The organism is Sphingomonas natans, assembly GCF_030546695.1.
Lineage (GTDB): Bacteria > Pseudomonadota > Alphaproteobacteria > Sphingomonadales > Sphingomonadaceae > Sphingomonas_I > Sphingomonas_I natans.
Genome location: NZ_JAUOTP010000010.1, coordinates 1 through 26,812, shown reverse-complemented (window position 1 = coordinate 26,812; position 26,812 = coordinate 1). Strand labels below are relative to the sequence as shown.

General features: G+C 64.9%; 22 protein-coding genes. 14 read left to right on the top strand and 8 right to left on the bottom strand.

What is annotated here, in order from left to right:
* Nucleotides 1–470: 470 nt before the first annotated feature.
* Nucleotides 471–1,364: a LysR family transcriptional regulator gene (locus Q4F19_RS18135; RefSeq protein ID WP_303545647.1), complete on the bottom strand. Its 894-nt coding sequence runs from the start codon at nt 1,362–1,364 to the stop codon at nt 471–473.
* A 134-nt stretch (nt 1,365–1,498) separates the two neighbouring features.
* On the opposite strand from Q4F19_RS18135, the gene Q4F19_RS18130 reads away from it, so the two are divergent.
* From Q4F19_RS18130 to Q4F19_RS18105, 6 genes are all read left to right on the top strand, one after another.
* Nucleotides 1,499–2,335 carry an oxidoreductase gene (locus tag Q4F19_RS18130; RefSeq protein WP_303545645.1) on the top strand — a complete coding sequence of 279 codons (837 nt, stop codon included), beginning with the start codon at nt 1,499–1,501 and terminating at the stop codon, nt 2,333–2,335.
* Nucleotides 2,336–2,455: 120 nt separating this feature from the next.
* Nucleotides 2,456–3,505 carry an aldo/keto reductase gene (locus Q4F19_RS18125; RefSeq protein ID WP_431312430.1) on the top strand — a complete coding sequence of 350 codons (1,050 nt, stop codon included), beginning with the start codon at nt 2,456–2,458 and terminating at the stop codon, nt 3,503–3,505.
* Entirely contained in the window at nt 3,502–4,080 is a 579-nt protein-coding gene (locus Q4F19_RS18120; protein ID WP_303545639.1) for a flavodoxin, read from the top strand. Before Q4F19_RS18125 ends, Q4F19_RS18120 begins: the two co-directional genes overlap by 4 nt.
* Nucleotides 4,081–4,085: 5 nt before the next feature.
* Complete coding sequence (locus tag Q4F19_RS18115; RefSeq protein ID WP_303545636.1) at nt 4,086–5,078, top strand: aldo/keto reductase; 993 nt, start codon at nt 4,086–4,088, stop codon at nt 5,076–5,078.
* Nucleotides 5,075–5,920, top strand: coding sequence for an SDR family oxidoreductase (locus Q4F19_RS18110; RefSeq protein WP_303545633.1), 846 nt, complete (start codon nt 5,075–5,077; stop codon nt 5,918–5,920). The genes Q4F19_RS18115 and Q4F19_RS18110 overlap by 4 nt, the downstream gene beginning before the upstream one ends.
* Before the next feature lie 29 nt (nt 5,921–5,949).
* Entirely contained in the window at nt 5,950–6,465 is a 516-nt protein-coding gene (locus tag Q4F19_RS18105) for a (R)-mandelonitrile lyase (protein ID WP_303545630.1), read from the top strand.
* 229 nt (nt 6,466–6,694) lie between these two features.
* Here the strand turns inward: Q4F19_RS18105 and rpsU are convergent, their stop codons facing one another.
* Together rpsU and Q4F19_RS18095 are read right to left on the bottom strand one after the other, a co-directional pair.
* Nucleotides 6,695–6,895: a 30S ribosomal protein S21 gene (gene rpsU, locus Q4F19_RS18100; RefSeq protein WP_303545627.1), complete on the bottom strand. Its 201-nt coding sequence runs from the start codon at nt 6,893–6,895 to the stop codon at nt 6,695–6,697.
* Between the two features lie 196 nt (nt 6,896–7,091).
* Nucleotides 7,092–7,676, bottom strand: a complete 585-nt coding sequence (locus Q4F19_RS18095; RefSeq protein WP_303545624.1) for a discoidin/SUN/FTP domain-containing protein — start codon at nt 7,674–7,676, stop codon at nt 7,092–7,094.
* A 32-nt stretch (nt 7,677–7,708) separates the two neighbouring features.
* On the opposite strand from Q4F19_RS18095, the gene Q4F19_RS18090 reads away from it, so the two are divergent.
* On the top strand, nt 7,709–9,031 hold the full coding sequence (locus tag Q4F19_RS18090; RefSeq protein ID WP_303545622.1) for an MFS transporter: 1,323 nt from the start codon (nt 7,709–7,711) through the stop codon (nt 9,029–9,031).
* Here Q4F19_RS18090 and Q4F19_RS18085 read toward each other — a convergent pair.
* The 3 genes from Q4F19_RS18085 to Q4F19_RS18075 all read right to left on the bottom strand — a co-directional run bounded on the left by Q4F19_RS18085 (nt 8,938) and on the right by Q4F19_RS18075 (nt 13,843).
* Complete coding sequence (locus Q4F19_RS18085) at nt 8,938–10,167, bottom strand: Ca2+-dependent phosphoinositide-specific phospholipase C (protein ID WP_303545620.1); 1,230 nt, start codon at nt 10,165–10,167, stop codon at nt 8,938–8,940. The two genes, Q4F19_RS18090 and Q4F19_RS18085, sit on opposite strands and share 94 nt — an antisense overlap.
* Before the next feature lie 62 nt (nt 10,168–10,229).
* Nucleotides 10,230–12,371, bottom strand: coding sequence for a TonB-dependent receptor (locus Q4F19_RS18080; protein WP_303545617.1), 2,142 nt, complete (start codon nt 12,369–12,371; stop codon nt 10,230–10,232).
* Between the two features lie 284 nt (nt 12,372–12,655).
* Nucleotides 12,656–13,843, bottom strand: a complete 1,188-nt coding sequence (locus tag Q4F19_RS18075; protein WP_303545614.1) for a TetR family transcriptional regulator — start codon at nt 13,841–13,843, stop codon at nt 12,656–12,658.
* Between the two features lie 151 nt (nt 13,844–13,994).
* On the opposite strand from Q4F19_RS18075, the gene Q4F19_RS18070 reads away from it, so the two are divergent.
* The 5 genes from Q4F19_RS18070 (at nt 13,995) to Q4F19_RS18050 (ending at nt 19,801) form a co-directional block, all read left to right on the top strand.
* Entirely contained in the window at nt 13,995–14,867 is an 873-nt protein-coding gene (locus Q4F19_RS18070) for an SGNH/GDSL hydrolase family protein (RefSeq protein ID WP_303545612.1), read from the top strand.
* A gap of 8 nt (nt 14,868–14,875) precedes the next feature.
* Nucleotides 14,876–15,946, top strand: coding sequence for an alpha/beta hydrolase (locus Q4F19_RS18065; RefSeq protein ID WP_303545609.1), 1,071 nt, complete (start codon nt 14,876–14,878; stop codon nt 15,944–15,946).
* A gap of 321 nt (nt 15,947–16,267) precedes the next feature.
* Complete coding sequence (locus tag Q4F19_RS18060) at nt 16,268–18,754, top strand: TonB-dependent receptor (RefSeq protein ID WP_341850203.1); 2,487 nt, start codon at nt 16,268–16,270, stop codon at nt 18,752–18,754.
* 49 nt (nt 18,755–18,803) lie between these two features.
* Nucleotides 18,804–19,547 (top strand): tetratricopeptide repeat protein, encoded by a 744-nt coding sequence (locus Q4F19_RS18055; protein ID WP_303545605.1) that lies wholly within the window; start codon nt 18,804–18,806, stop codon nt 19,545–19,547.
* A complete protein-coding gene (locus Q4F19_RS18050; protein WP_303545602.1) occupies nt 19,547–19,801 on the top strand; it encodes a hypothetical protein in 255 nt (84 codons plus the stop codon). Before Q4F19_RS18055 ends, Q4F19_RS18050 begins: the two co-directional genes overlap by 1 nt.
* 19 nt (nt 19,802–19,820) lie before the next feature.
* Here Q4F19_RS18050 and lov read toward each other — a convergent pair whose 3' ends face one another.
* Nucleotides 19,821–20,855, bottom strand: a complete 1,035-nt coding sequence (gene lov, locus Q4F19_RS18045) for a blue-light-activated histidine kinase (protein WP_303545600.1) — start codon at nt 20,853–20,855, stop codon at nt 19,821–19,823.
* A gap of 87 nt (nt 20,856–20,942) precedes the next feature.
* Nucleotides 20,943–21,446 (bottom strand): YciE/YciF ferroxidase family protein, encoded by a 504-nt coding sequence (locus Q4F19_RS18040; RefSeq protein WP_303545597.1) that lies wholly within the window; start codon nt 21,444–21,446, stop codon nt 20,943–20,945.
* Between the two features lie 358 nt (nt 21,447–21,804).
* Here Q4F19_RS18040 and Q4F19_RS18030 point away from each other — a divergent pair, with 358 nt between their 5' ends.
* Both Q4F19_RS18030 and Q4F19_RS18025 read left to right on the top strand, forming a co-directional pair.
* Nucleotides 21,805–24,030 (top strand): putative bifunctional diguanylate cyclase/phosphodiesterase, encoded by a 2,226-nt coding sequence (locus Q4F19_RS18030; RefSeq protein ID WP_431312427.1) that lies wholly within the window; start codon nt 21,805–21,807, stop codon nt 24,028–24,030.
* Between the two features lie 149 nt (nt 24,031–24,179).
* Nucleotides 24,180–26,231, top strand: a complete 2,052-nt coding sequence (locus Q4F19_RS18025; RefSeq protein WP_303545595.1) for an alpha/beta hydrolase family protein — start codon at nt 24,180–24,182, stop codon at nt 26,229–26,231.
* Nucleotides 26,232–26,812 lie beyond the last annotated feature (581 nt).

Genomic DNA, 26,812 nt, shown 5'->3' with positions numbered 1-26,812 from the left:
GAAGGGGCGGACCGTCGTGCTTTCCCCATCCTGATAATCGATGCCGCGATCGATCTTGAAAGCGCCGGTCGGCTTCCAACGGAGTTTCTGGTGCGCTGAGAAATAGCGGCGACCGTTGAGCTTCTTGCCGTCCGCCTCGTTGCGGGCATTGCCGGCGAATCGTCGAAACTGACGTTGGTCTGATAGCCGAGCGTGTTCGTCAGCGGGCCGGTGCTAAGCCGTTGGGCTGGCTGGCTGATCAGTCGGGGGTTGCGCGCGGAGACCTGCTATTCGAAGCCAATTCCCTGCAGAATCGCTCTCACAGGGAATGGCCCAAGCGAGACCGTTCGCTCGGGACTGCGTCGCGCACCAATCATAGGACGCGCGCTGGCGCTCGATTTGCAGAAGGGCGATGAGCTGCCGGGCCGCGCGTGCCCAACCTACAAGCCCGGCGAGCTTGTCGCGAGCGGGGGGCCGACATTCATCAGCGTCTAGGATCGGTAACGGAGCGCCTCGAGCGCGACGCCGAACGCGGGCGAAGCATGCCGGCGGCTTGGATAATAGAGGTGATAGCCCGAAAACGGGGGGCACCAATCGTCCAACACGCGGATCAACCGGCCAGAATCAAGGTGGTCGATGACCTGGTCCTCCGGCATGTAGGCAAGACCTAGCCCGTCAAGAACGGAAGCCATTCTGACGACTGCATTGTTGACGACGAGTTGCCCCTCCACGCGCACGCGCAATTCTCGATCGCCCTGCTCAAATTCCCATACGTAGACGCCGCCATAGGTCGGCAGTCGGATATTGATGCAATTGTGACCGGTAAGATCCTGCGGCGACGTCGGCCGCTCATGGCTCTCGAAATAGTCCGGCGTTCCGACCACCGCCATCCGCATATCTGGGCCGATCCGGACGGCGATCATGTCCTTGGCCACCTGCTCGCCGAGGCGGACGCCAGCGTCGAAGCCTTGAGCGACAATGTCGACCAAGCCATAATCGACGATGATCTCGACATGAATGTCGGGATAGGCCGGCAGGATGCGCTTCAGGGCGGGCTGGAGGATCGAAATCGCGGGATGTTCGCCGGCGGTAATCCGGACAGTTCCCGCCGGCTTGTCACGCAGCGCACTGAGCGCACCGATTTCCTGTTCGATTTCTTCAAACCGCGGCGCAAGCGTCGAGAGCAGCCGTTCACCGGCCTCGGTGGGAAACACGCTGCGCGTGCTGCGGGTGAGCAGGCGCATGCCGAGCCGTGCCTCCAGACCCTTCATGGTCTGGCTGAGCGCCGACTGCGAGATCCCGAGCTGCGCGGCGGCTCGTGTGAAGCTGCGCGCCTGCGCCACTGCGACGAAGGCGGCCAAATTGTTGAAATTCTCGATCGCCATTCAGAAGCCCATCTTATCGCGACATCCCGATTGTAGCGGGTAATCGATGGCGGGAGCGAGGCCTATCTTCGTCGTACGCGACGGGCCTGCTCATTCGGTCCGCTCCCGACAGATCGCAACAGGAGGCAAACGCCATGACAACTTGGCTGATTACAGGATGCTCGTCGGGCTTGGGACATAGCTTGGCGACTGCCGTGCTTGAAGCGGGCCACAACGCCGTCGTCACAGCGCGCGATGCCGAAAGCGTGCGGGAATTCGAGCGCGCCTTCCCGGATCGCGCTTTGGCCGTCGCCCTGGAATTGGCCGATCAGGCGAGTATCTCCCGTGCCGTCGCGAGTGCGATCGAGCGATTTGGCGATATCGATGTGCTCGTGAACAATGCCGGCTATGGCTACCGCGCCGCTGTCGAGGAAGGCGATGCGCAGGACGTCGCCGATCTTTTCGCCACGCACGTCTTCGGACCGGTAGCGGTGATGAAGGCGGTGCTGCCGGGCATGCGAGCGCGACGTCAGGGGACCATCGTCAACTTTTCCTCGATCGCCGCGCAGTTCGTGAACCCGGGCTCCGGTTACTATTCTGGAGCGAAAATGGCGCAGGAGGGCATCACCCTCACGCTCAAGACCGAGGTCGAGCCGCTCGGCATCCGCGTGCTGGTCATCGAGCCGGGTGCGTTCCGTACGGACTTTGCAGGCCGCTCGCTGAAGGGCGCGAAGCATGCCATCGGCGACTATGAAGCCACGGTCGGTCCGCGCCGCAAGGAGAATGATCGCAGCGACGGCACCCAGCCGGGCGATCCTGCACGCGCCGCCCAGCTGATCCTGGACACGGTCGCGAAGCCCGAGCTGCCCATGCGGCTGCTCCTCGGCAGCGATGCCGTGAAGATCGTCCGCAAGGGGCTCCAGGCCCAGCTCGACGAGATCGATGCAGCGGAGGCCGCCAGCAAAGGCACCGATTTTCCAAACCAGAACTGAGCACCGGCGCGCCGAGGAGACGAGTTCATGAGCGACGGAAATGGCATTGATCGGCGCGCGCTGCTTGCGGCGACTGGTGCGGCGATAGTGGCACCCGCCCTAGCTGGACCAGCGGGTGCCATGAACGAGCGCGGCGCTTCGGCGCCGATCTTGCAGAGGTCGCGTCGCCAGCTCGGTACGCTGGAGGTGTCGAGCGTCGGTCTTGGCGTTCAGAACATGAGCCGGACCTATCAGACGACCGTTCCATACCGTCCGGAGATGCTGCGTATCATTCGAGCCGCATATGATCAGGGCATCACGTTCTTCGACTCCGCCGAAGCTTATGGTCCGCTTGAGGTCGAGCGGATCCTCGGCGAAGGCGTCCAGCCATTCCGCGACAAGGTCGTGCTCGCAACCAAGTTCGGATGGAACATCGACGTCGAAACCGGTCGGCGTCTACCCGGCCTCAACAGCCGGCCGGACCATATCCGGATCGTCGTCGAGGCTATGCTCAAGCGGCTGCGGACCGATCGGATCGATCTGCTTTACCAGCACCGCGTCGATCCGGCCGTGCCGATCGAAGACGTTGCGGGCGTCATCAAGCAGCTGAAGGCGGAGGGCAAGGTTCTCCACTGGGGTCTGTGCGAGATGGGTTTGGGCACGCTGCGCCGAGCCCACGCCGAGTTGCCGGTCACCGCCGTGCAGAGCGAATATTCGATGCTGTGGCGCGGGCCGGAGGCCGAGGTGTTGCCCTTGTGCGAGACATTGGGCATCGGCTTCGTGCCGTGGAGTCCGCTTGGGGTCGGCTTTCTGACCGGAGCGATCGATCTCCAGACGAGTTACGCCGACGGCGACATTCGCAAAAGCGAGACGCGCTTCGCCAAGGACAATCTGCCGGCCAATCTCGCGCTCGTCGAACTGCTGAAGCGCTGGGCTGAGCGAAAGAGATCGACGCCGGCGCAGATCGCGCTCGCGTGGTTGCTGGCACAGAAGCCGTGGATCGTGCCGATCCCCGGCACGACCCAGATGGCGCATATGCTGGACAATAGCGGCGCGATGGCGCTGCGTCTCGGCCCCGCCGAGGTGGGAGAACTCAACAGCGCGGTCCGTGCGATCGCGGTGAAAGGCGAGCGCCTGCCACCGGCGGTGCAGGCCTTTTCGGGCGTCGAAGCGCCGCCGAGGGCATCGTGAGCGATCTCTCCCGGCGCGGGCTGCTCGCCATTCCCGCCATCCTCGCTTTCGCGGGCACGGCTGCCTGCGCTCAGAACGAAGGCGCCACTCCTATGACGGGTTCTAAGACGCTCGTCGCTTATCTGACGCGCTCGGGCAATACGCGCGTGATCGCCGAGACGCTCCACCGGCAGCTCGGGGGCGACCTCTTCGAGATCCGACCGGCCTCGCCTTATCCTGCGGATTATGAAGCGCATGTCGCGCAGGCGACGCGCGAGCGCGACAGCGGGTTCGAGCCACGGCTCGCGGCGAAGGCCGAGGCTATCGCCGGATATGACGAGATCTTCCTGGGTTTCCCCATATGGGGCGAAACCGCGCCGCCGCCGATCCGATCGTTTCTGAAAGCGCACGATCTGCGCGGCAAGACGCTGCGGCCGTTCATCACCCATGGCGGCTATGGTGTCGGCAGCGCGCCCGCCGTGCTCACCAGCCACGCACCCGGCGCGCGGATCGAGCCGCCCTTCGTCATGGAGGCCGATCAGGAGCGCCGCACGCTCAACCAGATCAAATCCTGGCTCGGCCAGATACAAGGATGACGACGATGAAGACGCGACGTTTGGGCAAAGACCTCGAGGTTTCGGCACTCGGGCTCGGCTGTATGGGCATGAGTTCGGCCTATGGGCCGGCGGCCGATACCGCCGAGATGATCGCGATGATCCGCGCGGCCCATGACGAGGGCGTGACGTTCTACGACACCGCCGAAGCCTATGGTCCGTTCGTCAATGAAGAGCTCGTGGGGGAGGCCCTGCAGCCAATCCGCGAGCAGGTGGTGATCGCTACCAAATTCGGGTTCGAGATCGATCCGGTCACCGGCGCGCGCACCGGCGGCACTAACAGCCGGCCCGAGCATATCAAGGCCGTCGCCGAGGCCGCGCTCAAGCGATTGCGCACCGATAGGATCGATCTTTTCTACCAGCACCGTGTCGATCCGGCCGTCCCGATCGAGGATGTCGCTGGCGCGGTCCGGGAGTTGATCGCCGAGGGCAAGGTCAATCATTTCGGGCTGTCCGAGGCGGGAGTGAACACCATTCGCCGCGCGCATGCGGTGCAGCCGATCACAGCAGTGCAGAGCGAATATTCGTTGTTCTGGCGCGGGCCGGAGGCAGAGCTGCTGCCGACGCTCGAGGAGCTTGGCATCGGCTTCGTGCCGTTCAGCCCGCTGGGCGCGGGTTTCCTGTCCGGCAAGATCGACGAGAGTACCCGTTTCGCCGATGGTGACTTCCGCAATGCCGTGCCGCGGTTCAGCCCGGAGGCGCGCAAGGCCAATATGGCGCTTGTAGACGTGGTCCGCGCGGTCGCCGATCGCAAGCAGGCCACGCCGGCGCAGGTCGCGCTTGCTTGGCTGTTGGCGCAGCGTCCATGGATCGTGCCGATCCCGGGGACCACCAAGCCACACCGGCTCCGCGAAAATCTGGGGGCGATCGATCTCGAGCTGACCGCCGAGGATCTCGCCGAGATCGAGAGCGGGCTGTCCACTATCACAGTCCAGGGCGAGCGACTGCCCGAGGCCGTCCTCAAGATGACCGGGCTTTGACAGACAAGATGAACATGAAGCGCGCAACATTGGACGTGATCGTGGTCGTCGGCGCGGGGTCTATCGGCCAGGCGATCGCCCGCCGGGTGAGTGCCGGCAAACATGTGCTGCTGGCCGACCTGCGTATCGAGGCCGCCGATGCGGCCGCAAAGGTGCTGAACGATGCCGGCTTTGTCACCAGCACTTTCGCGGTCGATATCTCCTCGCGATCGTCGGTAGTGGCGCTCGTTTCCGCGGCCGCCGCGATTGGCGAAGTTACCGGCCTGATCCACGCAGCCGGGGTGTCTCCTTCGCAGGCGCCGCCTGCCACGATCCTGAAGGTCGATCTCTACGGGACCGCCTTGCTCCTCGAGCTGTTCGGCGACGTCATCGCGGCCGGGGGCTCGGGGGTCGTGATCGCTTCTCAGTCGGGGCACCGGCTCGGCGCACTGACGGCAGACGAGGATCGGGCCTTGGCGATGACACCGGCCGAGGAACTGCTAGAGCTGCCTTTGCTCACGTCGGTAACCGATCCGCTCAATGCCTATCAGATCGCCAAGCGCGGTAACGCTTTGCGGGTGAAGGCCGAGGCGGTGCGCTGGGCGGAAAGGGGCGCGCGGATCAACACGATCAGCCCCGGTATCATCATGACCCCGCTTGCCAATGACGAGCTGTCGGGCCCCAGGGGCGAGGGCTATCGGCGCATGATCGATCTGTCGCCCGCCGGCCGGGCCGGCACGCCTGACGAGGTCGGGACGGTCGGCGCGCTGCTGATGGGCCCCGACGGCGCCTTCATCACGGGTAGCGATATCCTGATGGACGGCGGCGTGACGGCCTCCTGGTTCTACGGCGATCTCGCATAGCACTGAGCCGCGACCAGGATGAAACGAACATGATCATCAGGCGTATCGCGCTCGGCCTGGCCCTGACCTTTCTCGATGCGGCCTCTTCGGCCGCGCAAACCCCACACCAGACAGGACATGTCGCGATGGACATCATTCGTAAGGCTGACCTCAAAACGACCGAAGGTCCGGGGGAGTATTTCACCGGCAAGGTGACGGTCACCGGGCAATTTCAGCGCGAAGCGCCATCACGGGTCGGCGCTGCCATCGTCCATTTCGAGGCCGGCGCTCGCTCCGCATGGCACACGCATCCGCTCGGACAGACGCTGATCGTGACAGAGGGCATCGGCCTGACGCAGGTCGAGGACGGCCCGACACTGCTCTTCCACGCTGGTGACCAGCTCTGGTGCCCGGCCGACCGCAAGCATTGGCACGGCGCGACGCCGGATAGCGCGATGACCCACATTGCCATTCAGGAGGCGAAGGACGGCTCTCCGGTAACCTGGCTCGAGCATGTCAGCGAGGAGGATTATCTGGCCGCAAGCCGATTGGCGAACGCCGACTGACGACTTGGCGCCGGCGATCGCCGTATGGGCGATGCGGTGCCACGAACGTCTGATCTCGAGAGGGGCGGGGGGCGCAGAATGACGGTTCGCGACGGACAGTCGGAAGCTATCCCCCGAGGCGGGCTTTCGCTGCGGCGTCGCGACCGTCGCAACCATGATGACGGGAGGTTGGAAGTCGAAAGCCGGCCGGGTGCCGGCACGTCCGCCTGTGGGTCTTTGTCGTCGAGCGTCAGCGATCCCGCTCGGCTCGCTTGCGATCGGCCTTCCGGGCTCGGCTGACAGCGGCTGCATGCTCCCGCGCACGCTTCTCGGAGGGCTTTTCATAGTGTCGGCGAAGCTTCATCTCGCGGTAAACGCCCTCGCGCTGAAGCTTCTTTTTCAACGCCCGAAGAGCCTGATCGATATTGTTGTCCCGAACGATGATCTGCATATTTTCCCGGCTTCTGCCAATTTAGCGTTGCTGTTCTCGTGCCGGTCTCTGTGGCGGAATTTCCCCTGTAAGTCGAATTTGGCAGGAGCGATCGATCAATTTCCGATCCGCCCGCCTGACTGCGGAACGACAAGAGCGCCCCCTCGGGGAACTCTCGACCGATGGAGCTGGGCGGACGCGCCTTCGTTGCGCAGGCCTATCGCCCGCCCGCGGGGCCCGCGAAATCCGCCTCGACGATGCCCATTCGCCATCCGGGCGGAACCTCCTCCGCGCCCGTGTCGGCTGCGGCGCGCTGGTTGTTCAGCTCCACGACCTTTCCAAAAGCGTCCCGATCCTCGGTCGGCGCGGTGAGCGTGATCCGCATGAGGCTGCCGGTCGCGGGCGGGAACGACAGGCGCGCATAGCCCAGCCGGCGATCGGTCGTGCCCGTCCAGACCGTGCGGCCGTCCAGCGTCACGCTGAGCGGGTAGCCGCGCGACCGCCAGCCGACCAGCTTCAGATCGACATCGCTGAGCGTGACGGGATAATCGAAGCGATATTCGATCCAGCCGTTTTCGGCCTTTCCGTCGCTGGCCCAGCGCGTCAGTTCATCGTCGTCGATCGTCTTGCCGGCCTCGGCGGTGTTGCTTCCGGCGATAGCTGAACTGGGAAGATATCCCGTGCGGGAAATGCGAAAGGTCGGGCTGGCCGGCGTCGGGCCGCGGACGAGCGACTGCGGCTGTGCGCGCGCCGGAAAGTCTATCGACAGGCCCCGGATCGGCGGCGGGGCAGCGTGTCCCACAATCTTCTCATCTGTGACGTACCAACGGCACCATGGCTTTGCTGCCCCGAACAGACACTGGCTTTTCCGCGAGCAAGCGGGCCGCTTTGCGATCGGCCTATGGCGCTGGCCATTTTGCCAAGAGCCTTGCCTGGAGCCTCACCGATCTGCTGATCGCTTACTACGCCAATATGCGTCTTGGCCTGTCGGCGGCCGATACGGGCTTGCTGATCGCCCTGTCGACCGTACAGGGCGCCGCGATCGATGTGGGCGCTGCTTATCTGCTACGCCGGGCGGAAGGCTTGCTGTCGCATATTCTCGTCATCCAGTTCGTCGCCGGGCTCGCGACGGCGGCAATGCTGCTGCTGCTTTTCAGGCCCGGCGAATCCTTTGCCGCACTGCTCGTGACGCTCGGCGGCTTCCGCATCGCGTATGCCTTCTACGACGTGTCCCAGAATGCCCTGGTCTCGCTGCTGCCAGAGGATGAAGCGGAGGCGGACCTGTATGTCGTCATACGGCAGACGCTGAGCGGCCTGGCGCGGCTCGCCGTCGCGGGCCTCGCCTTCCTGCTGCTGGGTCGGCACGCTCTGGCGATCGGGCGGGAAAGCATCGTCGCGGGCGCGATAGGCCTGTCGATCGCGGCGACCGCCGGCTGGATGCTGCGCTGGAAGAACAGCCCGGACGCAACCGGGACGCCAGCGCCCGCACGAACCCGATCGACCCCGGTCGGTCTCGCGCGATTGCTCCTGGCCGGCGCGGCGCTCGCGGGACCGGAGGCAATGGCGATGCGGATGGTGCCGTTCGTCGAAGGCGATGATCTGGGCGGTGCGTCCGGCGCCGGTCTGCTTTTCGCGCTGGTGCTCGGCACTGCGATCGGGCCGCTGATGTTGCGCCGCGCGCAGGGTGAGCCGCGGCGACCGGCGATGGCGTTCACCGCGCTCGCGGTGGCGGCGGCGATCGCCTTCCTCGCCGGCAGCCGTACGGGGCCGGCGGCGCTTTGGGCCTGCTTCGCACACGGCGTGGGTATCGGCGGGATGATGACGCTCTTCTGGCGCGAGATGAGCGTCGCGATCCGCAGCCATGCCCGCCGGACGGGCGAGCGCACCGACATGTTCGCCTTTGCGTTGCTGACCGCGACGATCAAGCTTTCGGGCGCCCTGTGCGGCGGCGCGCTCGCGCTCCTGCTGGACGGGTTCAAGGCGGGCGCCCCGGCGGCGATGGCCGCTCTGGCGATCATCATCGCCGCCGGGGGACTGGTTTTCCTGCTGGCAATGGCGCCGGGCTACCGGAACGACGCGCGTTCCGCCGCTCGCGCAGGTTCGGGGAACGAGGGGTTCCGCCGCGCCACACCGCCGCCGCGCAGCCGCACGACATAAGGCGTACCGAAGGCATTGCCCGCGTGCTCGAAATCGGTCGAGACGATCTGGGCGCCGCTGGCGAAGGCGGCCGTCGCGCGCCGCATGTCGTTCGTCTTGGCTTCGAACGCCTCGATGTCGGATCGGGTGCGTACGATATAGCCCTGGCGGACATAGTCGCGGATCTCGCGCTGCCGGACGAGCGCATTGTCGAACATGAGGAAGGCGGCATGATCCTCTCCCGGCTTGGCGCGCAGGAACGCTGCGCGCCCCTCGAGCGATGGATGGCCCGCAAGATATCCGCGCGTCGCCGCCTCGCCGGTCGCGGTGATCATGAGGATGATGATCTTGCCCCGCGCGGCGCGCAGGCTCGGCCAGCCGCCGGCGCGGATCGCTTCGTTGAGCGTGCGATGCGTGCCGCGCACATCGTCCGGCGTGATCAGGCGCTGCCGCCCCAATATCGAGACGATTTCATGGTCGAGATCGTCGAACAGCGCGGGCGTGAACGGCACGGTGTGGGTCGGCTCGGGAAGCAGCGCAAGATCGGCGACCTTCGCCTCGAGCACCAGGAACACTGGCACATGGTCCGGATGCGCGTCCGACCAATCGCGTATTTCGGTCAGGCAGCCCTTCAGGGTCGGGCAGTGGCTGCGGAAATCGACGTCGGGAATGTGCAGCACCTTGTACCCGGGCGCATTCATCGCGCTCGCATCGTACGGCAGCAGGTCCGTCACGCCCTTCGCCCGGAGCAAACGATACCCGGCAGGATCGGCGAAGTTGCCGCCCAGCGGGTCCGGGTTGACGTCGATCTCGAGGCTGCGCATCCCCTCGTTCAGCTGCGTGGTCAGGTCGGGGTGCAGATAGCCGAGCCCGTCGCTGGCCGAGACGTCGTTGGGGTGTTCCTCGCGGAACTTGGCACGCTCGTCCGGCGGCAGCCTGGCCGGCAGATCGCTGGTGATCCGCCCGAGGATCGGATCGACGATCGCGAGCAGGCGCTTGTCCACCGGCATCGCATAGCTGTTGTGCGTGCCGAGCACCTGGATCTGATTGAGCTTCAGTTCGGGATCGAGCGACGATGCCTCCGGCTTGGGTGCGGCGAAGGCGGGCGTCGAGAGGATCGCGGCGAGTGCCACGAGGAATGCGGGCGAGCGGGGCATGGCGTGCTCCTGGAATGGCCGGCGCGCGACCGAGAAGGGCCGCGCGCCGGCAAATGCGCGGTTCAGAAGCTGAATTTGGCGAAGACGCCGATCGTCCGATGCGCATCGCGCGCGATATAATGGACCAGGCTCAGGGTGCTATATTGCTGAAAAGCAGCCGAATAATACGTGTCGAAGAGATTGCGTGCATAGACGCCGATCTCCAGATCACGGTCGGCGGGTGACAGGCTGATCCGGCCATTGGCGATCCCGTAGCCGGAGATTTCCGAGTAGGCCGGCTGCCCGATCGTGGACCACACCTTGCTGCGATAGGCATAATCGAGATTGGCGCGGAGGCGCAGGTTCCCGGTAACGTCGTGATCATAACTGGCGCTGATATTGCCCTGCCATTTGGGCGCATTGGTCAGCATGGTGCCGCCATAGTTCGTGGTGGCATTGTAGGCATAATCGGTGAAGTGCGCGTCGGCATAGGTCAGTCCGCCGGTCAGCGTCAGTCCGTCGACCACGCGCCACGCGAAGCTTGCCTCGGCGCCCTCGCTCTTGAGCCCGCCGGCATTGCCGATCGCGACGACTGCCAGAGGATTGCCCGGCACGAAGGTAACGAGCGAGGTCTGGAAATCGGTGAATTTCGAGGTGAAGACATCGAAGTTCAGGCGGACCCGGCGATCGAACAGCTCGGTCTTGATGCCGGCCTCCAGGCTCTTCACCGTCTCGTCCTTGTACGGCGAATAAATGTTGCCGACATAGCCCGGGCCGCCCGGCTTATAGCCGGTCGACCAGGTCGCATAGAGCATGACGGCATCGGCCAGCTTGTATTGGCCGGCGACCCGGTACGAGAAATTGTCTCCCTTGATGCGGCCGAAAGGCTGGACGGGTGGCGCCGCGGTCGGCGTGAAGGTTGCGTTGACGCCGGTAATCGGCAGCGGATCGAGCCAGAAGAAGCGGTAATCCTGGCTGTTATTGTCGCGCGTATAACGGCCGCTCAGCGCCAGGCTGGCGCGCTGCGTGACATTGAACTTGAGCTGGCCGAACGCGGCGCTCGTCGTGTTCGTCGTCTGGAAGCGGACGGCATTGCCGGGATCGCCGATCGCGCCGGTCAGCGCGAAGAATCGGGTCAGCGGGACACCCGTCGACGAGACCAAGGGCGTGCCGAGCGTCGCCCATTGCAGCTGGGTCGAATCGTTGCGCAGCCGATTGTAGAACAGGCCGCCGAGATATTCGACGAAGCCGCCCGTCGGTGATGCCCAGCGCAGTTCCTGGCTGAACTTGCGCGTGCGGATCGTGCCTTCATTGTAGGGGAGGAAGGCGAACAGGTTGGCGGGTACGAGATTGGCGGGTGCATCGCCGATATAGCGGGTCTCGCGATAGGCGGTGATCGAGGTCAGCGTATCGCGGCCGATCCGGGCCTGGGCGCGAAGCGAATGGCCCCAGGTGGAGGTGCGCGTCCGGCCCATCTTGGAATCGGCATCATCGTCATTTTCCGGCCCCGGAGTGACGCCGTTCGCAATCTGGAGGGCGGTAACCGCCGCCGTCGCGCAAGACACTGAGGTGCGGATGAAATTGTCCCAGTGATGCTGGTAATCGTTGATATAAGTGAGATCGATGCGATCGCTGGGCTGGAACAGCAGCTTGGCGCGATAGCCATATTCCTTGAACGAATTCAGCGGCTGATTGAGCGTCGTATAACGGCCATAACCCTGCTGCCCCTGATCGAAGCCCGTGACGCGCAACGCCAGCGTATCGCCCAGCGGCACGTTGAGCGTCAGCGAGACATTGTGATCCTCGCGCTGGCCATAGCTCACGCTGCCCTTGGCTGAGAATTGGCCGAGCACCGGCTTGACCGTCGTGATCGCGATCACGCCTGAGGTGGAATTCTTGCCGAACAGCGTGCCCTGCGGACCCATCAGCACATCGACCTGCTGAATATCGGACAGGCCCGTCAAGCCGGTGTCGCGCTGCGCATCCATGACCACGTCGTCCACGACCAGGCTGACCGACTTCTCGTTCGAATAGTCGAACGAGGTGCTGCCCACGCCGCGGATCTGGAAGGCCGCGCCATTGGTCGGATCGAACTGAACTCCGGGGACGATATATTGCAGGTCGGTGATCGACTGGAAGTTCGAATTCTCCAGCGCCTTGCCGCTGATCGACGTCACGGAAACGGGCACGTCCTGGAGGCTTTCGTTGCGTCGCTGCGCGGTCACGACGATCGTATCGAGCCGGCCGCCCGTGTCCGGTTCGCGCGGCGCGGATGCCGGTACGTCCTGAGCATACGCTTGTGCGAAGGATGCGCCGCCAATTGCTGAGCCGAGAAGGAGCATCGTTCTAACAAATTTGCGCGAAATCATCGAAAAGCCCCCGAGTCGTCAGTGTCTAGGCGTCCGAGTATCGACGGCGAGTGACAGCAAAAAGACAGTTGTACGGATTTTCGGAAGGGGCGCAGAAACGCGATCGTAAATTTGCGTACGATCGTACGGGGACTGTCGGGTTAGCGGATCGCTGCGGTTGCCGTCATGCGGCTGGTGAGTATGAAGGCGGGCGCGCCCGTTGGATCGAGCGTGGCATCGAGCATGAGCTGGCCGATGCCGGTGACGGATACCGCCTGCGCTGCCAGCAGATCGAACGGCGCGTCCCTCGTCTCGCGGTTGAGCTGCACCAGAAGATTTTCGCCGCGGCGCCGGCGCATGTCGGCGGCGACGGTCTTGAGATCGGGCATCCGCGTTGCGGCTAGCGCGATTGCGAAGGTGGCGCGCGCAACCTCCACGCTCGTCAGTTCGTACCGCTCGGTATCGCGCATCTCCTCCGGGGCGTGGATCACGCCGTCGATCCGCGCGATGATGTCGTTGAGCCCGGCTTTCAGCAGATCCTCCTGGCGCGGGAAATGATAGGCTAGCGTCGAGTTGGCGACGCCGGCGCGTGCGGCGATGGCGCGGTGCGTGATCGCATCGCTGCCGCCGGAGATGATGAGCGCCGAGATATGGTGCGCGGCCTTCGCCTGCCATTCGCTGAGCTCCGGTGGGCGGTAGCGACCCGAGGCGGCGAACGGCGCGCCGAGGGCCGCATGGAATATCTCGAACTGGCGCATGTCCGGCGCGTCGGCGGGAGCGATCAACCCGCGGCATAGCCTGTGGAGATTGAGCCGGCGCAACCAGCGATAGGCGGCGAGATCGCCGATCGCGAGCCCGTGCGCGGCTTCGTCCGTGCTGAAGGCGTGAAGAATGTCGCCCAGGTCGGCCTGATCCAATCCCTCGCTCGCCGCGTGCCAGAAGGCGAGGCGCCGTCCCTTCCAGTCAGCCAGGGGGGCAGCATATTCGGGCTGCGTCGCCGCGCCCTGGACGAGTTCGCAATAAAATTGGGTCCGGAGCGCTTCCGGCCCGGCCATGTCGGAAAGGACCGCGTCGGCAAGATCGGCGAACAACGCGCCATCCCGAACCTCTAATGCGCGGATCCGCGCGAGCCATGTGTCCAGAAACAGCGCATCCGCTTCGCGCGCCGCGTCGATCAGTGCCGCGATCAAGGCGTCCTTGAGCCCGAACCGGTGCGACAAAGCCGAGACGGTCGTGCCCAGCCGTTCTGCCAGCGGTCGCAGGCTCAGCCCCTTCAATCCGTCGGCCGCGACAAGTGTCATCGCGGCCTTGAGGAGAGGCTGGATGTCGGCATCTGCCTGGCTGATCACGACGGCCTCGCTTCCAGAGATCAAATGGTTCGCATGATAGTACGCAATGGCGTATTTTCAGAACGAAATATAGCGTATAAAAGCCGTACATGTGTCACGCTGTCGTCATGCGAAGACGCTAAATCGCGGTTGTTCGATCCCGAAAGATATCATGCAGCTGTCCCGCGAAACCCGCCACTCAGTGCCGATCCGTCGCTTGCCTGGATGGTGGGCGACGCTGCTGATCGCAGTCTTCGCGGCCCCCGTCGTGCAGGCGCAGGCGCAGGTCGCTGGACCTTCCCGGGTCGGGGAATATGCGTGCCCGCCCGTGCCCGAGGTCCTGCTCGTGCGCCGAGCCGCGAGCGGCGAGCCGCCGCTGCCGACACCTGCGGATCTCGAAGCCTATCGCCAATATAGCCAGGTGCTCGCTGCCAACGACTGGGCCTATCTCTGTCGCTACCGCGACGAGAATCTGCGGCTGACGGCTGCGCCGCGGCCGCGCGTCGTCTTGTTCGGCGATTCGATCACCGAAAACTGGAAGCAGCGCGATCCGGCCTTGTTCACCGAGGGCGTCATCGATCGCGGGGTCAGCGGCCAGACGACGCCGCAAATGCTCGTGCGCTTCTACCAGGATGTCATCGCGCTGCACCCGCGCGTCGTCCATATCCTGGCGGGCACGAACGACATAGCCGGCAATACCGGCCCCACCAGCGATGCCCAATTTCAGGACAATATCCGCGCCATGGTGGATCTCGCTCGCGCCAACGGGATCGCGATCATTTTGGCCAGCATTCCCCCCGCGGCCTCTTTCCCCTGGAAGCCCGAACTTCGGCCGGCCGGACGCATCGATGCCTGGAATGCCTGGCTGCGCACTTATGCGCAGCAGCAGAAGCTGGTTTTCGTCGACTATCACGCCGTGCTCGCGGATTCTGCGGGCGGATTGAAGCCCGAATTTGGCACGGATGCGGTGCATCCCTCGCATGTCGGCTATCGGCAGATGGACGCCCCTTTCCGGCGTGCGCTTGCGCAGGCGGAAGCGCGCTAGGAGCTGCCATGTTCGCTGTCGATCCGGATCGGCGCGCCTTCGGCGTCGGCCTCATCGCCTCCGCGCTGGCGGCGACGAGCGCCGTCGCTCAGCAGCGAACGCCGCCTGGCCTGTCGCCTTCAGACTGGTCGCAAATCTGGCCACCGCGCGAGGTGATCCCGCTATGGCCCGATCGGCCGCCCGGGCGGGTCGCCGCGTTCGAGATACCCGCCATCCCCGCAGGCTGGACCGGCGGCGCATGGCCGGCGAGCTTCCTGCGCAGGACGTCCGTTCCCACGCTGAACGTCTTCCGCCCGGCGAGGCCGAACGGCGCGGCTCTGCTGGTATGCCCGGGCGGCTCCTACGTCTTCGTCTCGGCGGCGAACGAGGGCGTCGACGTTGCGCGAGTCTTCAACGCTATCGGTGTCACGGTGTTCGTGCTCAGCTACCGCCTGCCGGGAGAAGGCTGGCGGGAGCGGGCCGACGTGCCGCTCCAAGATGCCCAAAGGGCGATGCGCCTGATCCGCCAGCGGGCGTGGACCTTCGGCATCCGGCCGGACACCGTGGGCGTGCTCGGCTTCTCCGCGGGCGGCCAACTCGCGGCGACGCTCGCGGCCGATCACGCCGAGCAGGTCTATCTGCCCGTGGATGCCGCAGATCGCGAGAGCGCCCGACCGGCCTATGCGGGGCTGATCTATCCCGTGATCCTGACCAGTGGCGCTTATGCGCATGCGCGCGCGCACGGAATTGCTCGGCCCGTCGCCAACGCTGGAACAGCTGACGCATCGCTCTCCGGATCTGCGCATCTCCGCCGCGATGCCTCCCTGTTTTCTCGCCCATGCAGCCGACGACACGACCGTGCCGATCGAGAACAGCCTCGCTATGCTGGCTGCGCTTCGCAAAGGCGGCGTACCGTGCGAAGCGCATCTATTCGCAGAGGGCCAGCATGCGTTCGGCATCGGCCGATCGGGGCAGGCGAGCGCAGCCTGGCCGAAGCTCTTCGATCTTTGGGCGCGCCGCGCCGCGCTTGCCGTGTCGTGATGATCGATGTGCACGCGGGCGGACGCGGCCATTCATCAGCAGACCGCGTCCTGCCATGATGCCCGCGATCGAGCCCGGATGAGCGCATACTTACCGACGTTGCCATAGCCCCGGTACGGGGCCGCGCTCGCCGAAATCATCGGCCCGAGAAAAGCAGCACAGAACATGCCGAGCATTGGTCACCATCTGCGGTGACGCCAGCGATCCATTCTAATATTGCAGCGCTGCAATCTATTTCGGTGTCGAAACAGTTCGGTGGAGGATTGGCGTCGCGGCCTGATTATTGACGTGTTCTCTGCGAGCCAGTCGCATTTGCGGTTGCCAACCCTGCGAGTTATTCGCATTAGCACCCCCGAAAATTAGAAGGGGTCGTTATGAACATGTCCGATCGACGCCGCGGCGATGCGCGGCATGCGCAGAGCTTACTCGCGTTGTCCTGCGTCGGCAGCATCGGATTGGCGCTTCCGGCCGTCGCGCAGACCACCCCGCCGCCCGAGGAAAAGGCGGCCGAACTCGAAGGCGTGACCGTCACCGACACGGCCATCAACGAGGGCAGCTACAAGACCGACAGCGTCAGTTCGCCCAAATATACCGCGCCGCTCGTCAACACGCCGCGTACGGTGACCGTGATCCCCGCGCAGGTCATCAAGGACACGGCGTCGGCGACGCTGGCGGAGGCGCTACGCACCGTTCCCGGCATAACGATGGGCGCGGGCGAGGGTGGCAATCCGCTCGGCGATCGGCCCTTCATCCGCGGCTTCGACAGCCAGGCGAGCACGTATCTGGACGGCGTACGCGATATCGGCGCGCAGACGCGCGAAGTGTTCGCGGTCGAGCAGATCGAGGTGGTGAAAGGCTCGGACAGCGTCGTCGGCGGGCGCGGCAGTGCGGGCGGTTCGCTGAACCTCGTCAGCAAGATGCCGAGCGCGACGCGCCTAGCGACGGCGTCGATCGTGGGCGGCAACGCCAGTTACAAGCGCGTCACGGCGGACATCAACCAGCCGCTCAATGATTTCGTCGGGGTGCGCATCGCGGGCATGTGGCACGATCAAGATGTCGCCGGCCGCGACTCCATCTGGCAGAAGCGTTGGGGCGTTGCCCCATCGGTGAAGCTCGGCCTGACCGGGCCGACGAGCCTGACTGCCTCCTTCTACCATCTGGAATCGAACGAACTCCCCGATTCCGGCATCCCCTATCTCTTCACCGCCGCCAACGTGCCGAACGGCATCACCGAGACCAGCCCGGCGCGCGATTATACGACGATCGGCGGCCGCCAGGTCAGCGTCCCGCGCGGCGCCTTTTACGGCCTCGAGGATCGCGATTTCCGCAAGACCAACGTCAACAACGCGACGCTGCGCTTCGAGCATGATTTCGGCAACGGCATCCACGTCCGCAATACCTCGCGCTACGGCCGCAGCACGCAGGGCTATGTCTGGACGCAGCCCGACGACCAGCAGGGCAATGTCTACGGCACGAACCCCGCCACCGCATCGACTGCGGGCGGGCTCGTCTGGCGCCGCATCAATTCGCGCTACAGCGAGGCCGAGGGCCTGCTGAACCAGACCGATCTGTACGGGACGGTCGACACGGGCGGCATCAAGCACAGCTTCGCTGCGACGCTGGAGATCAGCAACGAGAAGGCGCAGAACGGTTCCTACGTCTCGAACGCCGCGAATGGCACCGCGATCGCGACCGGGTCGACGATCAGCCCGCGCTGCTCGACGGCGATGCTCGCGCGCTTCAATTGCACGACGATCGACACGCCCAATCCGTCCGATCCGTGGGTAAGCTACGCAAGCGACACCTCGACCGCCCTGGCGACGATCCAGCGCGCCCAGCCGATCACCTTCACGGTCAGCGAGACGAGCACCAAGGCGGCGTCGCTGTTCGACACGATCACCTTCACCGACTGGCTGCTGCTCAACGTCGGCGGGCGCTACGATCACTATAAGACGACCGTCTCTCCCGGCATCGCGGTGACGGCGCCGACGACGGGGCGGACCTATTTCGGCCGCGAGGACGATCTGTGGACCTATCAGGTCGGCCTGATCGCCAAGCCTACGCCGGACACGAGCATCTATGTCTCGACCTCGACCTCGGCGACGCCCCCGGGATCGTTCCTTGCGCAGGGCTCGGAAGGCAATGCGCTCAACACGACCATTTCGGCGACGGTCGACGGGCAGGCGGCGACCGACGCGCTGAAGGTGGAGCGCACCAAGTCCTATGAGATCGGCGCCAAGGCGAACCTACTCGACGGGAATCTTTCGCTGACCGCGGCCGTGTTCAAGACCAAGACGAGCAATGCGCGGACGACCGGCGAGAACGGCCTCGTCGTCTTCATCGGCGAGCGCGAGATCAAGGGCGTCGAACTCGGCTTCAACGGCAACATCACGCCGGAGTGGAACGTTTTCGGGGGCTACACTTACATGGACTCGGAGATCGTCGATGGCGGCATCACGACGACGACGGTCAACAATGTCGCCTATTTCGCGCCGTCGGTGAACACGGGCAAGCGCTTCCCGAACACGCCGAAGCATAGCTTCACGGCCTTCTCGAATTACAAGATCACGCCGAAATTCACGGTGGGCGGCGGTGCGATCTACATGGGTGAGGTCTATGGCGGCTATTCGGACACGCGGACGGTTACCAATGGCGTGTTGACGATCACCAGGCCGCTGGCCCGCATGGTGCAGGCTTATTGGCGCTTCGATGCCAATGCGAGCTACCAGATCAGCGACAGGATCGGCCTGCAGGTCAACGTCAATAATCTCACTAACAAGCGCTATTTCGACAAGGCCTATACCGCGCACTACGCCAATCAGGCGGCGGGGCGGACGGCGCTGGCCACGCTGAACCTGCGCTATTGAGCCGGGCGGACGGGCTGCTCGAAAAGCAGCCCGATCTGACGCGAGAAGCATGACACTCGACGATCTCAATGCGATGGAGCCTTCGGCATTGCGGGCGGCTTTTTCGGACTCCCCCGAACAGGCGATCGCGCTCCTGCGCGTCGCCGCCGAGGGCGGCGCGGTCGAGGCGCAATTGTTGCTCGGGCAGGCCTCGCTCGACGGGACGGGCACGAGAGCCGATCCCCACGAAGCGCTCACCTGGTTCGGCAAGGCGGCACGGACGGGGCACCCGATGGCGATGAACATGATCGGGCGATGCTGCGAGCATGGCTGGGGCGTCGCCGCCGACAGCAAGGCTGCTGCGCAATGGTATCGCGCGGCTGCCGATCGCGGGCTGGACTGGGGCATGTATAATCTCGCGACGCTGCTGACGCTGGGGCAGGGCGTCGCGGAGGATAGGCCGGCAGCGCTGGCGCTGTTTCGTCGCGCGGCGGCGCAGGGGCACGCCAAATCGGTCAACATGATCGGCAGCTTCCTGGAAGATGGATGGGCGGTCGAACGCGACCTCGAAGCGGCCGGCGAGCATTTCCTGTGTGCCGCGCAGGGCGGCGACTTCAGAGGCATGTTCAACCACGCGCGGATGCTGCTGGCTCGCGACGATGAGGAGCGGGCGATGCGGTGGCTGCAGCGGGTTCCCGAGAGCGCCACGCCAGCGTTCATCGCGAAGGTTCGCGATTGGCTGGCATCGACCTATCCTTCCCTGGTGGCCGCATTCGATAGCGCGTGTGCGGCCGGGGGAGCGGACCGGGGATAATGGCACGGAAGAAACGCTACCTGACCGCGATAATGGCAGATGGCACCGTCAAGAGGATCGGCCCGACCGCCGCAGCATTCACGCATTTCTGGCGTATCGTGGCTCATCTCGAGAGCGGCAAGACGGAGATATTCTGGGGGCACTGCAATTCGCTGAAGGAAGCGACGGGCAAGAGGATCGCGACAGAAGAGGCAGCGCGGCAGCGCGGCTGGACCGGCTTCGATTTCGAAGTCGTCCCACTGAGCGAAACTTAGATCCCCGGAAGCGCCTACCTTAACCGAAGGCGGCGCGGGGAATCGCGATCTCGGCGACCAGGCCGGTATCCGGCCAGCGATAGTCGATCCGGCCGCGCAATTGCCTGCGGGCGATGGCATCGATCATCGTCTGTCCGTAGCCGGGTGACCTGTCCTGAGGGGGAGGGGGGCCGCCCGTCTCGGTCCAGATGGTACGCAGTTCGCCGGTCGTCGGATCACGCTGCCATGTGATCGACACGGCTCCAGCGGCTACCGACAATGCTCCATGCCGATGCGCATTCGCGACCAGTTCATGGAGCAAAAGCGCGAGCGGCTGAACCTGCGCCGGATCGAGCTCGATGGCATCCCCGCTGATACGGACCCGGGGTGGGGCAAGCGAACCCAGTTCGCCGCGTAGGATCGTCTCGAGCGAGACGGTCCGCCACCGATGCTCGGCGAGGATGGCGTGCGCGCGCGCGAGCGCATCGACCCGGCCCTGAACCGCATCGGCGAAATCGGCCGCCTCGTTCCGCTTCGTGAGCCGGACGATGCCCTGGACGAGCGCAAGCGCATTCTTCGCCCGGTGATCGACCTCCCGCAACAGCTTCTGCTCGGCGACCTCGAGATCCTCGGCCTGATGGCTCTTCGTCGTGTCGAGTTGCGACGCAAAGAAGTAGAGGAGCTGCCCGTCGTCGTCGTGGACCGGGCTGATATAGAGCTGGTTCCAGAACGGCGTGCCGTCCTTCCGATGATTGATCAGCTCGATCACGATCTCGCGCTCGTCTCGGAGGGCCGCGCGGACCCTGTCCACGCTCTCGGCGTCCGTCTGAGGCCCCTGCAGGAACCGGCAATTGCGGCCGAGCACCTCCTCGGACGAGTAGCCGGTTTCATTGAGGAAAGATCGATTGGCGAGCACGATTGGATTGTCGGGTTGCCGCGGGTCGGTCACGACCATCGGCATCCGCGTCCGCTCCATGGCGATGAAGGCAAGCTCCTTGCGGTCGACTTCGCCTTGGGGCGTGCTGGCGGAGGGTGCGTCGCCATGCAGATGGGCCGCCGGCGCAACAAGATTCATCGTCGGGCTCACTTTCCGGTCTGCCATCGACCGGTTCGAAAATTTCAGGAACGACCCCGCCGGCCGCGCGCCGGCGGGGCTGCTATATCAGACGGCTTCTGCCTGCAGATTGACGCTGGTCTCTGCCAATTTCGTCATGAACTCGTCGCCGCCGTAAATCTCCTTGGTGGCGTCGCGGAGTTTCTTGTTGTCATCCTTCAAACCAAGCGCCTTGGCGTAGGCCGCCGCCGTGCCGAACCCGGCGATGCCGTAGTGCGTCATGCGCTGATATTGCGCGACGATCATGACATCCAGGAGCGGTCCCTTCTTCGGGCCTTCCTCGACGATATGCTTGGTGGCTTCGGTGACGAGGCCCTCCATGCCCTTGCAATGCTCCTTTGAGACCTTCTCGTCCTGCCCGGCGATCAGCTCCTTCAGAACATCCGTGTGCTTCTCGATCCCCGCCTGCGATTGAGCCAGCATGTCCTTGAGCGCCGCGTCGCTCGCCTTGGACGTGATCTTCTTCAGCAGCCGCTTCATCTGATCGTTGGCGGACCACAGGTCCTTCAGCTCGTCGGTATAAATTTCTTTGAGGTCTTCCGGCGCTGGCATTTGGGGCAATCCTTCTCCGTTCCACGGACGGTGTGCCCATTGGTCCGCATCAAACCTTCCGGGGGGCTGTCGCGTTCCGCTCGCTGCCCGCGCTGGCGGAATTAGCGATGCAATGTTGATAACGAATACAGATAGTTGATATGGATTAGCTTCGCGTGATCGCGGCTGATCGACGCGTCCGTCGGGAGGCCTCTTCGAGGGCGGGTCGCCAATGTCGACGCGCCAGCGACGTTTGCGCCCTCGGTCCGGCATGGGCTCAATGCCGTTTGCCGGGCGGCCTCGGGCCCACTTCGGACGCCCAGATCGTTAAGGCCTCGGTGCTACGCGACCCGATCCAGCCCCGAAGGACAGTATCCGTATGCGTGCAGCGCCGCACTTGTTCAACGAAGATGCGCGCCTGGCCGCTCTCGCCGAGTATGACCTGCTGAGCGGCACCGACGATGTCGATCTCACAGAGATCGTGCAGTTGGCGTCGCACATGTTCGATGTGCCCATCTGCCTCGTGTCGCTGATTGAACGCGACGCCCAGGTTTTCAAGGCGCGCGTGGGCATCGATAGCTGCGGCACCGATCGCAGCATCTCCTTCTGCGCGCACGCTATCAGTGAGGACGGCGCCTTCGTCATTCCCGACGCGACGCTCGACCGCCGATTCGAAGATAATCCGCTGGTCACGGGCGAGCCGTTCATCCGCTTTTATGCCGGCGTCCCGCTGAGGGCTCCGTCGGGACACGCCATCGGATCGCTGTGCGTTATCGACAGCCGGCCGAGAAACGGGATCACCGAGAGGGAGCGAGCCGACCTGACGGCGCTCGCCGAACTCGTGATCGATCGGCTTGAGCTGCGCCGTCTGGCGGTCGCCCGTGCCGTCAGTCAGTCACGGTTCGAAAGCATCGCCGCCACGTCGCCGGATGGCATCATCTGTGCCGACCAGCAGGGCAATATCACGTTCTGGAATTCGGCCTGCGAAGAGCTGTTCGATTTTACGGCCGCTCAAGCGGTCGGCGCGAGCCTCGACATCATCATCCCGGAAGCGATGCGGAGTGGACATGGCGGCGGGCTGCGGCGCGTTGTCGCCGGAGACGCACCGCGTCTCGTCGGGACGACGATCGAACTGAATGCGCGTCGCAAGGACGGGTCCGAATTTCCGATCGAGCTGTCGCTGTCCATGTGGCGCGAAGGCGAACAGACGAGCTTCGGCGCGATCATCCGCGACCTGACCGAACGCCGCGCCAACGAGACGCGGCTGTTCGATCTCGGGCATCGCGACGCGCTGACCCAGCTTCCCAACCGCGCCGTCTTGCTGAGCCGGATCGCCGAGTGCGCCAAAGCGCGCGAGCCCGTGGCCATCATGCTGATCGACCTGGACGGCTTCAAGAGCGTCAACGACACGCTCGGCCATAATGCGGGCGATTCCGTGTTGCGGCAGGTCGCCGCGCGGATCCTTAGCTGTGTCCGCTCGATCGATACCGTGGCCAGGCTCGGCGGGGACGAGTTCGCGATCCTTCTCCCCCGGAGACCCGATCAGGGGCTGATCGGCGGGGAAGCCGATTGCCTGATCGCTGCGATCGGCGCCCCGTATATCGTCGATGAGCAGATGGCGCATATCGGCGCCAGCATCGGCATCGCACTGAGCCCGCAGGACGGTCGACATGCCGAGGAGCTCCTGTCGGCCGCCGATCTGGCAATGTATCAGGCTAAAGGCGAAGGGCGGAACTGTCGCCGCTTCTTCATACCGTCCTTGCGCGATGCCGCGATCAACCGGCGGGCGTTCGAAGGCGAAATAAGGCGTGCGCTCGACAGGAGCGAGTTCGAGCTCTTCTATCAACCGCAGGTCCGCATGGCGGATGGGGCGATGCTGGGCGTGGAAGCGCTTCTCCGTTGGCGGCATCCGGATCGCGGCCTCCTGACGCCCGATCTCTTTCTGCCGACGATCGAGATGGGTCTGCTGGCCCCGGAGGTTGGCGGGTGGGTGATGCAGACCGCTTGCGCCGAGGCGGTCGCGTTGCGGGAATTGGTGCCGGAACTGGTCATGGGGGTGAACCTGTTCGGCGCGCAGTTTCGCACGGGGCGGCTGGCTGAGGACGTTCAGCGTATCCTGACGCAGACGGGCCTGCCGCCGCGCGCGCTCGAGCTGGAAATCACCGAGAACATCGCCCTGCGTCACGACGACACGATGCTCCTGCCGCTCCGGAAGCTCAGGGCTCTCGGCGTCGGCATTGCCTTCGACGATTTCGGAACCGGATTCGCTTCGCTTAGCCTGCTCCGGCGCTTTCCGCTCAGCCGCCTCAAGATCGATCGCAGCTTCGTCCGTGACATCTGCAACAATCGTGTCGATGCCGCCGTGGTGGCGGCGATGGTCTTCCTGGCGACGACGCTGGGGATCGAGTTGATCGCGGAAGGCGTCGAAACCGAAGAACAGGCTGAGCTTCTGCGCGCGAGCGGCTGCAGAATCGTGCAGGGATATCGCTACGGCAAGCCAATGTCCGCCGTTGCGCTGCGCCGGTTCATCGGTCAGCGGCCCCAGATTGCGAGTGGAGAGGGATCCCGGATGATGCGCTTACCGCTCGACCGGCTGCAGGGTTAGTGAGCAGGTGGGCTGCCGGAACCGCCTTTCGGCAATCTTTCGTGTGATCTGACGCCGCGCCTCGGTCCTTCGATTGCCAACGAGCGGCTGCTCCCGCATGGGAAAATGATACGGACGGTCGTCGATCGTCGCGATCGGAGACGCCGCTGATGAGCCGCCACTTCTTGCTCGCCTCCTTGCTGTGCGCGACCGCCGCCGGCGCGCAGACCAGTGCTCAGGTCGCCGAAGTCGGGACACCGTCCCGGACCTTCCGGCCGCAGGATGTGTTCTCGCTGTCGCAGGCGACCGACGTCCAGATCAGCCCCGACGGCAAGCACATCGCCTATGTCCGCGCGACCGGCGACATCATGATTGATGGCATGCGGCAGGAGATCTGGCTGATCGACGTGGCGAGTGGTCGCCAGACGCCGCTCGGCGCGCCGGGGAGCAGCCGGCCGCGCTGGTCGCCCGACGGAACGCGGCTCGCCTTCGCCAGAGGCGGCGACGGACAAAAGCCGCAGATCCACGTCCGCTGGCTCGGCACCGGCACCGAAGCGGCGGTGACCGCGCTGCCGGAAAGCCCGACCGACATCGCCTGGTCGCCGGACGGCACCCGCATCGGCTTCACGATGTTCGTGCCGGCCGAGGGTACGAAGCTGGGCGCTCCGATCGCCAAGCCGGAGGGCGCGAAGTGGGCGGAGCCGCTCAAGATCATCGGCGAGGTCCGCTATCGCGCCGACGGCAGAGGCTATCTCCGCCCCGGCTACAATCATGTCTTCACCGTCTCCGCCGACGGCGGCGCATCGCGCCAGCTGACCTTCGGCGCCTATGACGATGGCCGGACCGTCGCCTGGACGGCCGACAGCCGCCAGCTGTTGATCGCCTCCAATCGCGGCAAGGATCCCGAGCGCGAACCCAATAATAGCGACCTGTTCGCGGTGCAGGCGGACAGCGGCGCGCTCCGGCAACTGACCAACCGCTTCGGGCCCGACGAGCAGCCGACCGCATCGCCGGACGGCAAGCTCATCGCCTTCGTCGGCTTCGACGACAAGCTACTGGGTAATCAGAACAAGCAGCTCGCGGTGATGAATGCCGACGGGACCGGCGTGCGCACGCTCACCAGCCTCGATCGCGACATCGACGATCCCCATTGGTCGGGCGACGGGCGCGCGCTCTTCTTCAAATATACCGATCATGGCGTCACCAAGGTCGGCCGGGTCGACCTCGCCGGCCGGACGAGCATCGTCGCCACGGGCCTCGCCAGCGGCGAGCTCGATCGCCCTTATTCCAGCGGCGACTATAGCGTGTCCAGGAACGGGGTTGTCGCCGTCACGCTCGGTGATGCGCTGCGGCCGGGAGATGTCGCCGTCTCCGGCCGCGGCGGCGGCCTGCGCCGGCTTACCGATCTCAATGCCGGCCTGTTCGCCGGCAAGAGCCTAGCGCAGGTAGCGCCGCTTGCGGTCACGTCTTCGGCGGGGGGGCTGCCGATCGATGCCTGGATGGTCACGCCGCCGAATTTCGATCCGACGCGCAAATATCCGCTGATCCTCGAGATCCACGGCGGGCCCTTCTCGAGCTATGGCCCGGTCTGGTCCACCGACGATCAGCTCTATGCCGCCGCCGGCTATATCGTCGTCTATGCGAATCCGCGCGGCTCGACCTCCTATGGCGAGGAGTTCGCCAACCGCATCCATCACAATTATCCGAGCCAGGATTATGACGACCTGATGAGCGTCGTCGATGCGGCGATCGGCCGGGGCAACGTCGATCCGAACGCATTGTTCGTCACCGGCGGCTCCGGCGGTGGCCTGCTGACCGCCTGGATCGTCGGCAAGACCGATCGCTTCAAGGCCGCCGTCTCGCAGAAGCCGGTCATTAACTGGACGAGCGAGGTACTCACGACCGACGGCTACACGTCCATGGCCAAATATTGGTTCGGCAAGTGGCCGTGGGAGGATCCCGAGCAATATTGGCGCCGGTCGCCGCTCAGCCTGGTCGGCAACGTCAAGACGCCCACCGCCGTCATGGTGGGCGAGGAAGACCATCGCACGCCGCCGAGCGAGGCCGAGCAATATTATGCGGCGCTGCAGATCCGATCGGTGCCGACGGTCCTGATCCGCGTGCCGAGCGCGAGCCATGGCGGGCTCGCCGATCGGCCGTCGCAACTCGTAGCCGAGAATGCCGCGATCCTTGCTTGGTTCGAACGCTACCGGCCCAAATAGGGCCCGATCGCGGCCCGGCTCTTGGTCTCAGCGGCAGGCGGGGCCGTTCCGCCGGACGCGTGCGCGTGCCCCGTCGCGAGCGATCGTTCGACTTCGGTCGAACGGCGCGATCTTATCCACAGCGAATTGCGGCGGCGAGCCGATCGGCGACGCAAGCCGAGACGCCCGGGGACGTTGAGTCCCTTGTCGGCGGCATTCCCTGCGTCCGGCACTGGGGAGGAGCGCGGCATCACGTGTCATATGCCGCGCTCCAACCCCGGACTGCCGCCAAGGCGTGCCCGCGGCAGAAGGGCAGGGTAGGCCGCGGCCGCCACACGTCGGAGAGCTTTGTTCCCCACGCGGCGCGCAATCTTGCATATTTGCGACGAATGGTTGTTGACTCCTCCGGCCGACGACCGTAGATCAGCCCTCGTCAACGGCGCTGCTGCAAAGCAAGCATCGTTCACCGCCAAATTAGCACCGGACTTCCACTCTGGAAACAGGGAGGAAATTTGGCGCGTGTTTGGCGGTTGGCTTTTTCTCATTGTTGGAATGATGAAGGGACATGTGGGCGGCGGCTCCGGGTCTCGGCGGTTTTAAGG

Bases quoted from the DNA above. Each gene is read 5' to 3' on its own strand.
- lov (WP_303545600.1), bottom strand. From the start codon at position 20,855: ATGAATCTTGTTGCGCCGGCGGCCCATCTGCATGGCGACGCACCCTCC.
- Q4F19_RS18085 (WP_303545620.1), bottom strand. From the start codon at position 10,167: ATGCCCCGCTCGCCCGCATTCCTCGTGGCACTCGCCGCGATCCTCTCG.
- Q4F19_RS18115 (WP_303545636.1), top strand. From the start codon at position 4,086: ATGAAGACGCGACGTTTGGGCAAAGACCTCGAGGTTTCGGCACTCGGG.
- Q4F19_RS18105 (WP_303545630.1), top strand. From the start codon at position 5,950: ATGATCATCAGGCGTATCGCGCTCGGCCTGGCCCTGACCTTTCTCGAT.
- rpsU (WP_303545627.1), bottom strand. From the start codon at position 6,895: ATGCAGATCATCGTTCGGGACAACAATATCGATCAGGCTCTTCGGGCG.
- Q4F19_RS18040 (WP_303545597.1), bottom strand. From the start codon at position 21,446: ATGCCAGCGCCGGAAGACCTCAAAGAAATTTATACCGACGAGCTGAAG.
- Q4F19_RS18055 (WP_303545605.1), top strand. From the start codon at position 18,804: ATGACACTCGACGATCTCAATGCGATGGAGCCTTCGGCATTGCGGGCG.
- Q4F19_RS18060 (WP_341850203.1), top strand. From the start codon at position 16,268: ATGTCCGATCGACGCCGCGGCGATGCGCGGCATGCGCAGAGCTTACTC.
- Q4F19_RS18030 (WP_431312427.1), top strand. From the start codon at position 21,805: ATGCGTGCAGCGCCGCACTTGTTCAACGAAGATGCGCGCCTGGCCGCT.
- Q4F19_RS18125 (WP_431312430.1), top strand. From the start codon at position 2,456: ATGAACGAGCGCGGCGCTTCGGCGCCGATCTTGCAGAGGTCGCGTCGC.
- Q4F19_RS18065 (WP_303545609.1), top strand. From the start codon at position 14,876: ATGTTCGCTGTCGATCCGGATCGGCGCGCCTTCGGCGTCGGCCTCATC.
- Q4F19_RS18025 (WP_303545595.1), top strand. From the start codon at position 24,180: ATGAGCCGCCACTTCTTGCTCGCCTCCTTGCTGTGCGCGACCGCCGCC.
- Q4F19_RS18050 (WP_303545602.1), top strand. From the start codon at position 19,547: ATGGCACGGAAGAAACGCTACCTGACCGCGATAATGGCAGATGGCACC.
- Q4F19_RS18130 (WP_303545645.1), top strand. From the start codon at position 1,499: ATGACAACTTGGCTGATTACAGGATGCTCGTCGGGCTTGGGACATAGC.
- Q4F19_RS18135 (WP_303545647.1), bottom strand. From the start codon at position 1,364: ATGGCGATCGAGAATTTCAACAATTTGGCCGCCTTCGTCGCAGTGGCG.
- Q4F19_RS18090 (WP_303545622.1), top strand. From the start codon at position 7,709: ATGGCTTTGCTGCCCCGAACAGACACTGGCTTTTCCGCGAGCAAGCGG.
- Q4F19_RS18070 (WP_303545612.1), top strand. From the start codon at position 13,995: ATGCAGCTGTCCCGCGAAACCCGCCACTCAGTGCCGATCCGTCGCTTG.